At 48.4% G+C, this 13,616-nt stretch carries 12 protein-coding genes; 8 read left to right on the top strand and 4 right to left on the bottom strand.

Annotation, left to right across the window (positions count from 1 at the left end):
- Positions 1–48 precede the first annotated feature (48 nt).
- From raiA to Q0537_RS09245, 4 genes are read right to left on the bottom strand one after another with little or no spacing between them, the layout of a single operon-like run.
- A complete protein-coding gene (gene raiA, locus Q0537_RS09230) occupies positions 49–591 on the bottom strand; it encodes a ribosome-associated translation inhibitor RaiA (protein WP_299227459.1) in 543 nt (180 codons plus the stop codon).
- Positions 592–606: 15 nt separating this feature from the next.
- Positions 607–1,140, bottom strand: coding sequence for a hypothetical protein (locus Q0537_RS09235; RefSeq protein ID WP_299227461.1), 534 nt, complete (start codon positions 1,138–1,140; stop codon positions 607–609).
- Positions 1,140–2,198 carry a type II secretion system protein gene (locus tag Q0537_RS09240; RefSeq protein WP_299227464.1) on the bottom strand — a complete coding sequence of 353 codons (1,059 nt, stop codon included), beginning with the start codon at positions 2,196–2,198 and terminating at the stop codon, positions 1,140–1,142. The genes Q0537_RS09235 and Q0537_RS09240 overlap by 1 nt, the downstream gene beginning before the upstream one ends.
- A 12-nt stretch (positions 2,199–2,210) precedes the next feature.
- Positions 2,211–2,957 (bottom strand): type II secretion system protein, encoded by a 747-nt coding sequence (locus tag Q0537_RS09245; RefSeq protein WP_299227467.1) that lies wholly within the window; start codon positions 2,955–2,957, stop codon positions 2,211–2,213.
- A gap of 252 nt (positions 2,958–3,209) precedes the next feature.
- Between Q0537_RS09245 and bamD the strand changes: the two genes are divergently transcribed.
- From bamD to Q0537_RS09285, 8 genes are all read left to right on the top strand, one after another.
- On the top strand, positions 3,210–3,857 hold the full coding sequence (gene bamD / locus Q0537_RS09250) for an outer membrane protein assembly factor BamD (RefSeq protein ID WP_295152470.1): 648 nt from the start codon (positions 3,210–3,212) through the stop codon (positions 3,855–3,857).
- A gap of 8 nt (positions 3,858–3,865) precedes the next feature.
- Positions 3,866–6,379 carry an endopeptidase La gene (gene lon, locus Q0537_RS09255; RefSeq protein ID WP_299227470.1) on the top strand — a complete coding sequence of 838 codons (2,514 nt, stop codon included), beginning with the start codon at positions 3,866–3,868 and terminating at the stop codon, positions 6,377–6,379.
- 355 nt (positions 6,380–6,734) lie between these two features.
- Entirely contained in the window at positions 6,735–6,989 is a 255-nt protein-coding gene (locus tag Q0537_RS09260) for a GyrI-like domain-containing protein (RefSeq protein ID WP_299227473.1), read from the top strand.
- Between the two features lie 122 nt (positions 6,990–7,111).
- Complete coding sequence (locus Q0537_RS09265) at positions 7,112–7,267, top strand: GyrI-like domain-containing protein (protein WP_299227476.1); 156 nt, start codon at positions 7,112–7,114, stop codon at positions 7,265–7,267.
- Positions 7,268–7,581: 314 nt separating this feature from the next.
- Positions 7,582–8,481: a DMT family transporter gene (locus Q0537_RS09270; RefSeq protein ID WP_299227479.1), complete on the top strand. Its 900-nt coding sequence runs from the start codon at positions 7,582–7,584 to the stop codon at positions 8,479–8,481.
- 13 nt (positions 8,482–8,494) lie between these two features.
- Positions 8,495–8,917, top strand: coding sequence for a Sua5/YciO/YrdC/YwlC family protein (locus Q0537_RS09275; RefSeq protein ID WP_299227482.1), 423 nt, complete (start codon positions 8,495–8,497; stop codon positions 8,915–8,917).
- A 907-nt stretch (positions 8,918–9,824) separates the two neighbouring features.
- Positions 9,825–11,201 carry a GntP family permease gene (locus Q0537_RS09280; protein ID WP_299227485.1) on the top strand — a complete coding sequence of 459 codons (1,377 nt, stop codon included), beginning with the start codon at positions 9,825–9,827 and terminating at the stop codon, positions 11,199–11,201.
- 393 nt (positions 11,202–11,594) lie between these two features.
- Positions 11,595–12,731: a glycerate kinase gene (locus tag Q0537_RS09285; RefSeq protein ID WP_299227490.1), complete on the top strand. Its 1,137-nt coding sequence runs from the start codon at positions 11,595–11,597 to the stop codon at positions 12,729–12,731.
- Positions 12,732–13,616: the final 885 nt, after the last annotated feature.

Genomic DNA, 13,616 nt, shown 5'->3' on the forward strand with positions numbered 1-13,616 from the left:
CTAAAATTCTAAAATTCTAAAATTCTAAAATTCTAAAATTCTAAAATTCTAAAATAAGCCGAATTTACCATCTTTACGCTTGTAAAGCACACGCATTTTAGCGTCCATATCGTTAAAGACCAAGAACTGATCGGTACTTTCTTTAAGCTTATTTAGCGCCTCATCGATCTCTAGCGGCTTATATAGATCCAGCTCGGTAGGGACGATCTCATCAACTTCATCGTTTAAATTTAGCTTATTGGCACCGACCGCATTATCTACGGCGTTTTGTTTCATCTCGTCGCGATTTTTATGAGAATTTACCTTATCGTGGTATCTGCGAAGCACTTTTGAGGCGCGCTCGACGATGAGATCGACGGCGGCATAGAGATCCTTATCTTTTTGGCGCACGACGATAGTGTCTTGATGCGCTAAATTTAATGAAAAATCCACTACAAAACCTTTTTTGCCTTGCTTCTCGTCAGCAGAAATTACACAACGCCCCGAGATGATGTCGAGATTATATTTTTCTAGCGTCTCAAATGCGTTCTCAACATACTCTTTTATAGCTTCTGTTAGCTCAAACTGCTTACCTACGATATTTAAATTCATCGTCTCTCCTTTACATTATGGTTTTTGTATAGTGCGCCTGTGATACGTAATCTGCGGTCTGCCCATAACTTCTACGTTAGATCTCACTACTACGTCTACGAGCGCGGCATGGCTTAAAATTCTACCCACACTACCATTTGCAAGCCTTTCGGACGAGCCTTGCCCAAAATTACTATAAGCTACGGTATGATTACCGGGTGCACCTAGCTGTCTATCAAAATATCCGAATGTTACGGTGATGTCAAACATCTTTTGAGCTGGATCATTTGACGGATACTCAAGAGTAATCGTATTTAACGTAGGAGTGGTCGCAGCCGTAGCGCCTCCTGCCTTAAGCTCGGTAGTTAGATACTGGTGCTTTTGCATAGCAAGGACTGCTAGCTCCGTAGCACTCTGCGCTAGCAGTAGCGCCTGCTCTCTGCCTTGGATATTATTGACGTCGCGAGCCGTCATAGACGCGATAGATAGCGCCGTAATCGCGGTAGTCGCTACAATGATGATAAAAAATATGGCTGCTACTAGAGCAAAGCCTTTTCGCATAGTTTTCATTAGTACACCACCTGTGCTTTACAAACGTTTAGATCCAGCTCCGAAGGATCAAAATTTCTGCCGTCGTCTCTCATACATAGTTTAAGCGCAACGGCGCCATTATCATCCTTAAACCTAAATAAGCTCACATCTTCCGCCAGTAGTGCACTGCTAGCCTTATCATACGAGTTCGCATCTTTTGCGACAGTGCTCCATGGACGATAGTTATATTTCAAGAGCAGATTAAAATTCTTACTCAAATCACCCGCTCGATCTTTCGTGTATATTTCTACTTGATCCGGGACAATCGCGTAAGCGCTATGAGCTATATAGTATTGCTCAGAAAATTCCTGCGAGTTGGCATTGTTTGGATTGAATGGGTATTGATTGATAGCGATAGTTTCACCTTCCATACTACCGCTACCGGCATCACTAGGAGTGCCTACGGCGATTAGCACGCGGTTTCTGCCGTCTGCCCAAACAGCCCTATCGTAGCCATAGCCTATATCTACACTAGTAGGCGAAGCATCGTTAGTAACAACCCTAAAGATAACAGCAACTTGGGTGTTAGTAGACGATTTACCATATTCCGTAGCCCTTAAATTTCCAACTATTTTAGCTACTTGCGGAAAATCACTACCCAAGGATACCATATTAAACGCAGCCCTAGTATCTGCGATATATCCGGCATTATTCGCATCGGCCGTCCATGTGCTATCTCGGAGTTGAGACATTGACATAAAGCCGCTCCAACCTGGAGTTCTCTTATTTATATTTCTCGTCTCTACGCTTTGTCCGATCCACTCTAATATATCAAATCTCGGATTAGTAAGGTCGCTAATCGGCACAAAATCATTTACGGCAAGATCTCTGCCTATGGTAGAGCTTTTTATTCTATCCTCCAAGCGATTTGTGATTAGCATCATCGCATTTTGCGTTCTGGCTTCCAGCTGATTTACCGCACGTACATGCACGTAAGATTTATAGATCTTGGTGTATAGATCAGCGCCAAACATCGAGATGATCCCCAGCACTACGATAACAAACACAAGCTCTATAAGGGTAAAGCCTCTTTTCATCTCGCGCTCCTATTAGTTATATAGTCTAGTGACGGTTGTCTGAACGCCGACGCCGATATTAGATAAAAATGCCTTTAAAACAACTGATTTAGCAGCACCGTCTCTCGCTACGGCGTCGTTTAGATCCGTAGCGGCAACCCTAACCATCTTGATATTGGTAACGGCGTCATTGGATGGCCGATCGCTAAGAACACCACTTATATCGGTACCGGAAGCATATTCCGCCGCGCTAAAAGGCTCTGCTACATAATCTACATCGACATTAATCCTAGTATTGAGGATAAAATCACCTCTACTGCTAGAGCCCACTAAATTACCGACTGTTATATCCGTCGTGAACCGGTCGAAATCGTCAATATCGTTATAACGACCGCCACCAAAAGAAATTCCATTTCTACCGAATTGCTTTTTCGTAGCTGGAGCTTGGGAGCTGATTCCACGCCGACTAGCTTCCGGCAAAATCCCCGGTCTAACTTCCTTGGTACTATTGCCCGAATCATCTACGCCTGGAGTTACGGTCAAAATTCTATCCATGCAGCTCGCATCGCCTCCGCAGCTAGCATCTGCTGCGTATGCGCTATCCCACTGAGCTTTAGATATACGAGACATAAAAGCTTTAGCGTTATATACGAGCTCCTCTTTGATCGCAAGGGCATTCAGCTCGGTCGTCTGCGCGACGATACGAGGGATCGCCATCGTCGTAATCGCTAAAATCACGATGGTAAAGATCAGCTCAATTAGAGTAAAACCTTTTTTCATCTTACATCCTTTCTTTAAAATTCTGAAATTACGGAAACGCAAACTTACTCTGCGTTATCGGCGCTAATTATACTATTGTTAAACTTAAATTTAGAATTTATCGCGTAAATTTTTTTGGTTTACAAAGATTTTTAAGCCCGAACGCACAAAAATTTTAAAGAAATTCCATTTTTAAATTTGAACGCGGAATTTAAGCTTGCATTTACTCAAAGACTATAAAATTACGAGCTAAATAAATTCCAAGGATTTTTTATGACAAATCTAAGTAAAATTCTATCCGCTCTCCTATTTATCGCGTTTATCGGCGGCTGCAGCGGTAAGGGCGACGGCGAGCTTTTTAATCTAAGCCCCGAGGCATGGTATTCTAAAATTTTAGAAGATATAAACAACGCCAGCATGGAGGATGCCGAGAAGCACTACACTAGCTTTTCTAGCGAACACATCGCCTCTCCGCTGCTTGAGGAGATGACACTCATTATGGCGTGGGCTTTTGTGGAGGATGAAAACTACGAGAAAGCAAACAAATACCTAGACGAATATATCCGTCTCTACGGCACGACGCAAAAGATCGAATACGCAAGATTTCTAAAAATTAGAGCAAATTTCGATTCCTTTAGCCGCCCAAATCGCAACCAAAAGCTAATGCTAAACAGCATCGACGAAATTCGAAAATTTATAGCTGAATATCCGCAGAGCGAGTATCGTCCGCTACTTGAGACGATGCTAACGAAGCTTAGGCTTGCCGAGCATCAGCTAAATATCGACATCAAAGACCTTTACCAACGCACCGATCGCGAAAGTTCTGCCAAAATTTACGAGCAGCGCATCGAAGAGTCCCCGCTAAACGGCACCGACGTAATCAAACCGCGCTCGCCTTGGTATCGCGCGATTTTTGAGTAGGAGGAGCGATGCAACTGATGCAAAATACAACCTTCCCTAGCGATCTACCCATCATCGTCGAGGACGAGCTATTTTTATATCCGTTTATGATAGCGCCCCTTTTCATCGGCGACGAACATAACAAAAAAGCCCTCGATCTAGCCGCCAAAAACGAATCTATGATAATGGTCGTAAGCTCAAAGTCGGAATTTAGCGGCGATAGGAGCTTCGGCGGCATCTATAATGGAGGCGTCGTGGGCTCCGTTATGAGAACCGTACCGCTTCCCGACGGTCGGGTTAAAATTTTATTCCAAGGCGCGCTAAAAGGCAAAATCGTAAAAGAAATTTCGCAAGATCCGCTGGTCGCTACCGTCGATATCATCCACGACGAGCGCGGCAACGATCAAAAATTAGACGCGCTGGTAAGCGTGCTAAAGGAAAAAACCAAGACGCTTAGCACTCTTACGCATTTTTTCCCGAACGATCTGTTAAAGACCATCGACGACGGCACCGACGCCGCGCGCGTTTGCGACCTAATTTTAAGCGCACTGCGTCTAAAAAAGCAGGTAGCCTACTCGTTTTTTACCGAGAGCAACTTACAAAAGCGCCTTTTCAACCTCATCAACTACATCTCCGACGAGATCGAAGCGCAGAGGCTCGAAAAGGAGATCAAAAGCAAGGTTCATTCCAAGATCGACAAGACGAACAAGGAGTATTTTTTAAAAGAGCAGCTCAAACAGATCCAAAAGGAGCTCGGCGGCGACGCCGATCGCGACGTCGAGATCGAGGAATACTGCAAAAAGCTGGAAGCCAAAAAGCCCTATTTGGGCGAGGATGCCTACAAAGAGATCAAAAAGCAGATCGATAAATTTGCCCGCCTCCATCCGGACAGCGCCGATGCGGGGCTTGTACAGAGCTATCTGGACTGGGTGATTGAAGTGCCGTTCGAAAAAGCGGCAAAGCACAAGATGTCCATCGAGGGCGTCACCGCGCAGCTAAACAAAGACCACCACTCTCTGCAAAAGCCCAAGGCGCGCATCGAGGAGTATTTCGCGCTGAAACAGCTTTTAGAGCTTCGCGGCATAAACGGCAAGCAGAGTAAGGGGAACGGCAAGGGGGACGGCGCGATCTTGTGCTTCTACGGCCCTCCCGGCGTAGGCAAGACGAGTCTTGCAAACTCCATCGCGACCGCGCTTAAGCGCAAACTCATCCGCATCGCTTTGGGCGGGCTTGAGGACGTAAACGAGCTACGCGGACACCGCCGCACCTACATTGGCGCGATGCCTGGCCGCATCGTGCAAGGCCTCATCGAGGCAAATCAGATGAACCCCGTCATCGTGCTTGATGAGATCGATAAAATTTCAAGCTCATACAAGGGCGATCCGACGGCGGTTCTGCTTGAAATTTTAGACCCGGAGCAAAACTCGAGCTTTAGGGATTATTATCTAAATTTCAACATCGATCTTAGCAAGATTATCTTTATCGCCACGGCAAACGACGTATCTCTCATACCCGCGCCGCTGCGCGATAGGATGGAGTTTATCGAGCTTAGCTCTTACACGCCGCAGGAGAAGTTTCAGATCGCCAAGGACTATCTGATCCCTCAGGAGCTGCAACGCCACGGGCTCAAAGCCGCCGACGTAGCGATCAACCCCGCCGCCCTTGCCGAGATCATCGAAGAATACACGCGCGAAAGCGGCGTGCGAAACCTGCGCCGCCAAATCGCTGCGATCTTCCGCAAGGTCGCGGTTAAAATTTTAAAAGACAAAGAGTTTAAAAAAATCGTCGTTACGACGAAAAATTTAAGCGAATTTCTAAATAAAAAGGTTTTCGAGATAGACGAGGTTGAAAAGCGCGATCAAATCGGTATCGTAAACGGGCTTGCGTGGACTGCGGTAGGCGGCGACGTGCTCAAGATCGAGGCGGTAAAGATCAAAGGCAAGGGCGCGATGACGATCACGGGCCAGCTCGGCGACGTGATGAAAGAATCCGCGCAGATAGCCTTTAGCATCGTAAAGGTGCTAATCGACGAGAGTAAGCTCAAAGCGGCTCAAGACGCGAAGGCGGGCGCGACAAAAGCCTCGCGCGGCGGCAAAAACTCCGCATTGCGCGCAAATGGCGGCGCGGTGTCTAAAAGCCCTGCGGCGGCGCGAAATTTAGACGAGGAGGAGAATTCCGAAAGCTCGGAGCAGATTTATAATAAATTCGACCTTCACATCCACGTGCCCGAGGGCGCGACGCCTAAGGACGGACCGAGCGCGGGCATCACGATGAGCACGGCGATCGCGTCGATTTTAAGCGAGCGCGAGGTGCGCGCCGATCTGGCGATGACGGGCGAGATCACGCTAAGCGGCAAAGTGCTGCCGATCGGCGGGCTTAAAGAGAAGCTCATCGCCGCGCACAAAGCCAAAATCGCCGAGGTTTTGATCCCGCGCAAAAACTACGAGCGCGACCTGGCGGAGATCCCCGACGAGGTCAAAAACGATCTGAAAATAACGCCGGTAGATCGGATCGAAGAGGTGCTGAAGCTGGCGCTGGTCTAAATTTAAAGCGCCGCTTTAGCCGCACGCTTCGGCGGAATTTTAAAATATTTGTAACGGCGTGAAATTTCGCCCGTGTGAAATTTTGCCTGCATAAAATCTATCTGCATGTATTAAAATTTTTCAAATACTTGCAGTAAATTTCATATCCTGTTTGAGGGTGGCGTGAAATTTTATTGCGCAACTGGATATTGACGCGCTTGCAGCAAAATTTCTTATAACGATGCGGCGAACGTAAAATTTTGTAAAATTTTGCATACGCGCGATCGCGTAATGCTGTAAAATTTTACGACCATTTAAAATTTAGCTCCGCTTCTAGCGCAAAATTTTATGAAATTTACCTCGCGAAAGGAATAAAATGTTTGATTTTAAAAAAGAGTTTAGACAGCTTTGCGCGCCAAAGCAGGTGCTGCAAATTTTAACTATCCCGCCTGCAAATTTCGTCTGCATCCGCGGCGAAGGCGATCCAAATGAGCCGGACGGCGCGTATCAGCGTGCGATAGAGGTGCTTTACGCCGTGAGTTACGCGCTAAAAATGAGCTACAAAACCGATTATAAGATCGATGGCTTTTTTGAATACGTCGTGCCGCCGCTAGAGGGATTTTGGCGGTAAAGCGGCTAGGCTTGCAGCGCTGCAGACTACGCTAGAAAGAGCGATTTCAGCTGGATTAGCGCGATTAGACTGCCTGATTTTATCACGCGAGAAAATTTCGACTGGGCAGTGCAGCAGGCTGCTTGGAAAAAAAGCTAGACTGGGGCGCAGCGGAGTTTTTGAGGATAGATGAGGGGCTTTGCGCGCAAATTTTACATGTGGGCGGCTTTGATGATGAGCCCAGAAGCGTTGCCAAAATAGACGAGTTTATCGCCGCAAAAATGCAAAACGATAATTAGACTGCCGATTAGAAAAATTTAGCCGCCTTTGAGCCAAATTCAACTTTTCTAAAAGTAATACACTATGAAGCTTTGGCGCATCGCAAATGTCAAAATTTATTCCATAAATTACAAACGTTAAGCTAAAGTTAGAATTTTACTTCATTCTTACATAGCCTCATAAATTTTTATCATCTCTTTATTTGTTTCAAATTTTAAAATTTACAAAATTTTACTAGTTGCAAGTATAGTCCGATATACTACGCCGAAGCCCCAAATTTAACCCCAGCTTAAGCATAAGCTTGTATACTTTGGCTTTAAATTTAAGGCGGCAAATGAGATCACAGAGCGAATTTTTCGGCGTTTTCATCACGCTTCTTGGCGGCGTATTATGGGGCTTTAGCAGCGTTTGCGGGCAGTATCTGTTCACGCAAAAAGGCGTCAGCGCCGACTGGCTCGTGCCCTACCGCCTGAGCATTGCCGGGCTTGCGATGGTGGCGTACTATTTAGCGCGTTCGCCGCGCGCAGCTCTCGCGCCGCTAAAAGATCGCGCGCTATTGCCGCAGCTGCTCATCTACGCGTTTTTTGGGCTTATGATGACGCAGTATTCGTACTTTTGCGGTGTCGAGCTCTCAAACGCCGCCGTCGCGACCGTGATCCAGTACTCCGCGCCCGCGCTCATCCTTGCCGTCGTTTGCTTTTCACAGCGGCGCGCGCCTAAAAAGGTCGAGCTCATCGCGCTCATTTTCGCGGTGCTGGGCGTCGTGCTGCTCGCCACCCACGGCGATCTTGGCTCGCTGGTTATCAGCGCGGGGGCGCTGGTTTGGTGCCTCATTAGCGCGCTTGGCGTCGTGATATACAGCCTCATTCCCACGAAGCTAAATCAAAAATACCCCGTCGCGTTAAATTTAGGCTGGGGGATGGTCATCGGCGGCGGCGCGCTCGCGCTTTACACGCGGGTTTGGCAGCTAGGCGGCGTGAGCGACGCGCAGGGCTTTGCTGCGCTTGCCGCGGTCGTGATCCTGGGCACGATATGCGCGTTTAGCTTTTACATGACGGGGCTAAAGATAATAGGCGCGAGCAGGGCGAGCATGATCGCGTGCATCGAGCCGGTGAGCGCGGCGGCGTTTGCCTATTTTTGGCTGGGGACGGAGTTTGTGTTTCTTGATTTTGCGGGCTTTACGCTCATTATCTCGTGCATATTTTTGCTGGCTAAAGATAGGAAAAAGGCGTAAATTTGGAGGAGAGATGATCTATTTGGCGCAGACCGATACGACGGCGGGATTTTTGAGCAAGGATTTTCGCGAGATAAACGCGCTAAAACGCCGAGCCCCAGACAAGCCCTGCCTTATAACGACGGCAAAGCTTAGCGAGCTAAAAAATCTCGCTCGCGTGCCCGCAAAATTTAAAAATTTAGTGCGCCGTGCGAGAAAAACGACATTTTTATATCCGAACGCCAAGGCAGTGCGCGTCGTGAAAGATTGCACCCACGAGGAGTTTTTGAGGCAATTTGACTGGCTTTACTCCAGCAGCGCAAATTTAAACGGACAAAACTTCGACGAAGCCTGGGCGAGGGCGGCGGCGGACGAGGTCGTGGATCAAAATTTCAGCCAAAACGCGAGCTCAAAAATCTATAAAATTTCAAAAACTAAAATTTTGCGGATTAGATAGAGCTGCCGATTAAAATTTACGCGCGCAAAGAGCACATAAAAAAGAGGCGAGAGCGAATCGGCTTTGCAAATTTAAAACCGGATACCTCATTTCGACTACTTTGTCCTCTGCAAAATTTAAAACGACCTTCTAAATTTAAAATGGCTCTGTAAATTTGGCCAAGCCGCGAAATCCCGCCGCAGATAGACCGCGCAAAGACCGCCAGGAATTTTGAAAAATCCAAAAAAGATCACAGCAGACTCGCAGAAAAATTATATAAAAAGCCGCAAAATTCTACTGCAGATTGCTGCCGATTTTTATCAGATCCGCTACGCGCGATATTTTGATCGAAGCTCTACCTATGTTGCCTGCTTTCAATTAAAATTTCGCCGCTTCTGCCGATAGTTTTAATTAAAATTTCATCGCCGCGTGAGTAAATTTCGATCAAAATTCTATCATCGCCGATTGTATATCAAAAGCCCTGCCGCCGCTGCCTCACCGCCACCTCCGCCACTACTGCCTTATCTCCACCGCTGCCGCCGCAGCAAGTGCCGCAAAGCCCTACGCGTCGCTCACGCCCTGAAGCTACCAAACCTGCGTGTAAAGCGCAAGCGCACCGCCCCATTGCCACGCTACGACGGCAGATCCGCGATAAAATTTCCGCCGCCGCGCAACGTGAGTCAAGTCAAACGCTGCAAGTTTTAAAATTTAAACCACCTCTCGCCGTGCGGCACCGATAAATTCCAACCGATAAACTCCGCTAGCTAGTCCATCATTTCCGCATAAATCATAAATTTCCATAAATTTAACGCCGCCTTTCTTGCTTTATATTAAAATTTCGCTAAAATTACCGCATTAAATTTGAGGCGCAAACGGAGCTTAAGTTTAAACCGCTTGCGGGCAAATTAAATCCATTCAAGGAGCTTTTATGAGCGGTGTTGCGTTAATCATCTGCTTCGCCATAGCGGTCGTCGTGATGATTTTTTTGATCTCCAAAGCAGGCGTTCACCCGTTTTTGGCGCTAATGCTTATCTCCCTGGCGCTCGCGATCGTTGCGGGCATACCGCTAGCCAAGATCCCCGCGATTATCGGCGACGGATTCAGCGGCACGTTTAAGAGTATCGGTATCGTCATAATCTTCGGCGCACTCATCGGCACCGTGCTCGAAAAGACCGGCGCGGCGCTCAAACTCGCCGATATGGTCGTAAACGTAGTCGGGCAAAAGCGTCCAGAGCTTGCGATGCTCATAATGGGCTGGATCGTAGGTATCCCCGTATTTTGCGACAGCGGCTTCGTCGTTTTAAACCCGATCCGTGAAGCGATCAGCAAAAAAATCGGCGAAAATCCGGTCGCTCTTGCAGTAGCGCTCTCCGGCGGACTTTACGCCTCGCACGTATTCATTCCGCCGACTCCGGGACCGATCGCCGCAGCAGGCGCCGTGGGTCTAGGCGGCAATCTGCTACTCGTAATCGCAATGGGCGCGGTGGTATCATTGCCGGTGTTGATCGCTACATACTTTTTTTCCAAAAAAGTCGCCAAAAGCGTGCATATAAGCGAGGCTGAAGCCAATGAAGTCATCGCAAAAAGCTACGACGATCTGCTTAAACAATACGGCAAATTACCGAGCGGATTTTTGAGCTTAGCCCCTATTTTGATACCGATCCTATTTATGGCGCTGGGCTCCGTCGCCAAGATCTTAAAAGTAGGCGGATTTGCGGGCGAAATTTCGCAATTTTTAGGAAATCCTATCATCGCGCTAGCCCTGGGCGTAGTTTTTGCGGTATTTCTACTTGCACAAACCGACAAACTAGGCGAATTTAGCGAGATCACAAACGAATCCTTAAAGATCGTAGGTCCGATCCTCTTCATCACCGCAGCGGGCGGAGTACTAGGTAAGGTCATTACCGACGCCGGCTTCGTAACCTACATCAAGGATAATGCGACTGCGATTAAAGCCGCGGGGATTTTCTTCCCATTCTTAATCTCAGCCGTCTTAAAAACCGCGCAAGGAAGCTCCACCGTTGCGATCATCACTACAGCTTCGATTATGGGCGCATTTAACGCAGACGGCTCGCTGATGCAGGTGCTGGGCTTCACCTCCGAAATGTCCGGCACGCTTGTGGTAATGGCGATCGCAGCGGGCGCTATGACGGTTTCGCACGCCAATGACAGCTACTTCTGGGTCGTTACGAATTTCAGTAAGATGAATCCGCAGCAAGGCTACCGCACACAGACCATGCTAACCCTAATTATGGGCATTACTGGTATGATCAGCGTTTGGGTTTTGTCGCTGTTTTTGATCTAGGCTAGCTTATTCTAGCCGCTACCGCGCTAAATCAGTGCGGAGCGCTACGGGCATCTACCAGCGGCTAGCTACATAAGATTCTTTAAATTTACGTAGCTAGCCGTACCGCGCAAATGCCTTAATATTAAAATTTCGTATAGCGGAGTTTTAAATTTACACACAAAGCCTCAAGGAGCGAAATTTTAAAATTCTATCGCTACGGAATTTTAAAATTTAGCCGAAATTCTGTGGCTTACAAAATTTTAAAATTCCACGACATGAAATTTTAGAATTTGCCCCATAAATTTGGCGACGAGATTTTAAAATTATACTCTTGCTTCAGTCTTGTCATCGTAAATTTAGCCTACGCGCTGTAAAATTCCAAAATCTTAAAATACCAGCTAAAGGAAAAATATGAAAGTTTTAGTCGCGATCGACTCGTTTAAGGGCTCACTTAGTTCGCTTGAGGCGGGCAACGCCGTAAAATCAGGTATCGAGAAGCTAGGCTGCGAGGTGCTCGTCAAACCTATCGCAGATGGCGGCGAAGGAAGCGTTGAAGCCCTTGCAGACGCGCTAAAAGCTAAGTTCATGGACGTCATCGTAGCAAATCCGTTAGGCGAAAAAACGCCCGCGCGCTACGCCTTAAAAGGCGAGCTAGGCATCTTAGAAATGGCGTCCGCATCGGGTCTGCCACTCATCGAAAAATCGCGCCGCAACCCGCTAAAAACGAGCACCTACGGCTTTGGCGAGATGATAGCGCATGCGATTGCACACGGCGCGCGAAAGTTTATCATCGGCATCGGCGGAAGCGCTACGAACGACGCGGGCACGGGCATGCTAAGCGCTTTGGGCTTTAAATTTACGGACGCGCGCGGCGAAGCGCTTGCGGGCACAGGCGAAAATTTAATCAAAATAGCGGCAATCTCGGACGCGGACGTGCCGCAAAGCATCAAAGATAGCGAGTTTCTCATCGCCTGCGACGTGGATAATCCGCTATTCGGCGAAAACGGCGCGGCGCATGTTTACGGACCGCAGAAGGGCGCGGATGAAGCGGCGGTAGAGGCGCTGGATGCTGGGCTGCGAAGCTTTGCGGGCGTCGTAAGCAAGAGCCTTGGAAAGGAGCTTTGCAGCGAAAGGGGCGCGGGCGCTGCCGGCGGACTGGGCTTTGGCTTCGTAAGCTTCCTGCGCGCGCAGCTAAGGCCCGGCATCGACATCATCACCGAGCAGATCGGGCTGCAAAACGACGTGCAGGGCGCCGATCTGATCATCACCGGCGAGGGCAGGCTCGACTTCCAAAGCCGCATGGGCAAAACCCCAAGCGGCGTGGCGAAGATCGCCGCGCGCTACGGCGTGCCCGTCATCGCGCTTGCAGGCTGCGTCTCGTCCTGTGCCGGCGGCTGCAACGAGCACGGCATCGGCGCGTTTTTCAGTGTTTTAAACGAGCCTATGAGCCTTGAGCGCGCGATGGAACCCGCCGTCGCAGCGCAAAATTTAGCCCGCGTCGCCGAACAAGCAGTGAGATTGTTTATGCTCGGACGCGGCGCTAAATAGGACTTTTGGGCTGAAATTTTAAAGCGCGTCCGCTAAAACTCGAAGCGGGTACGGCGAGTGCGGATAGGGATACAGCGCGGCGACGGCTCGCGGCAGACAAGCACGACAAAGTGTGGCAGGCGGCGAGCACGGCGAAGAAGCGAAATTTTATGCAGGATAGATTTGCGTGCTTTAAAGACACGGCGTGACCTTGACGCAGATGGGGTGACGCGCAGCTTACAAGGCACAAAAATATACGCTAAGAAGCAGGCGAGAACCTACAACGATGGACGTTAGTAAAGCGGCGGCTTGCGGCAAGAGGATATGGGCTATGACGTGCATGCGCGGTAAGCAAATATCACGCATCTCGCGGCGAGCGGCAGAATTTCATCCGCCGCAAACCGCAGTAAGTGGATAAATTTTGCATTAAAACGTAGCTTTGCCGAAATTTTAGCGCGTTTGAAAATACGGAGCGATAGGACGGGAGGTAAGACGGCGAGCGGCTCGGCAGTAACGCAGCGGCGCGAAATTTTACGACGCAAAATTTTACTTTACTGCGCAAGCATATACGCTAGGAATGATTTAAAATCCATTTTTTAATCAAGCGACTCGCGCACCCTCGCAATACACACCTCAAGGCGTGATTAAAACAGATAGAATTTTAAAATTTGACTGCCGTATTCACAGCCTATGAGATTTGCAACGTAAATTTAAAAGCAGCTATCCTCTTTTAAAATTCCGTTTAAATTTTAGCCCGCGATATGTCCGTCTTGAGGCGAAAAAGACCGCTCAATCGCAAGATCGCGCTTCTTGCAAAGATGGCGTTCCCAAGCAGCGGCACATTACTCCGCTTGCTCGCAAAGCCCACTAGCCTTCCGATGGCGCTTTGATTCGGAGCAAGCCGTG

The organism is uncultured Campylobacter sp. (genome assembly GCF_938017775.1).
Lineage (GTDB): Bacteria > Campylobacterota > Campylobacteria > Campylobacterales > Campylobacteraceae > Campylobacter_B.

Excerpts from the sequence above, each read along its gene's own strand:
- bamD (WP_295152470.1), top strand. The coding sequence starts at position 3,210 with ATGACAAATCTAAGTAAAATTCTATCCGCTCTCCTATTTATCGCGTTT.
- Q0537_RS09260 (WP_299227473.1), top strand. The coding sequence starts at position 6,735 with ATGTTTGATTTTAAAAAAGAGTTTAGACAGCTTTGCGCGCCAAAGCAG.
- Q0537_RS09270 (WP_299227479.1), top strand. The coding sequence starts at position 7,582 with ATGAGATCACAGAGCGAATTTTTCGGCGTTTTCATCACGCTTCTTGGC.
- lon (WP_299227470.1), top strand. The coding sequence starts at position 3,866 with ATGCAACTGATGCAAAATACAACCTTCCCTAGCGATCTACCCATCATC.
- Q0537_RS09245 (WP_299227467.1), bottom strand. The coding sequence starts at position 2,957 with ATGAAAAAAGGTTTTACTCTAATTGAGCTGATCTTTACCATCGTGATT.
- raiA (WP_299227459.1), bottom strand. The coding sequence starts at position 591 with ATGAATTTAAATATCGTAGGTAAGCAGTTTGAGCTAACAGAAGCTATA.
- Q0537_RS09275 (WP_299227482.1), top strand. The coding sequence starts at position 8,495 with ATGATCTATTTGGCGCAGACCGATACGACGGCGGGATTTTTGAGCAAG.
- Q0537_RS09240 (WP_299227464.1), bottom strand. The coding sequence starts at position 2,198 with ATGAAAAGAGGCTTTACCCTTATAGAGCTTGTGTTTGTTATCGTAGTG.
- Q0537_RS09285 (WP_299227490.1), top strand. The coding sequence starts at position 11,595 with ATGAAAGTTTTAGTCGCGATCGACTCGTTTAAGGGCTCACTTAGTTCG.
- Q0537_RS09235 (WP_299227461.1), bottom strand. The coding sequence starts at position 1,140 with ATGAAAACTATGCGAAAAGGCTTTGCTCTAGTAGCAGCCATATTTTTT.
- Q0537_RS09280 (WP_299227485.1), top strand. The coding sequence starts at position 9,825 with ATGAGCGGTGTTGCGTTAATCATCTGCTTCGCCATAGCGGTCGTCGTG.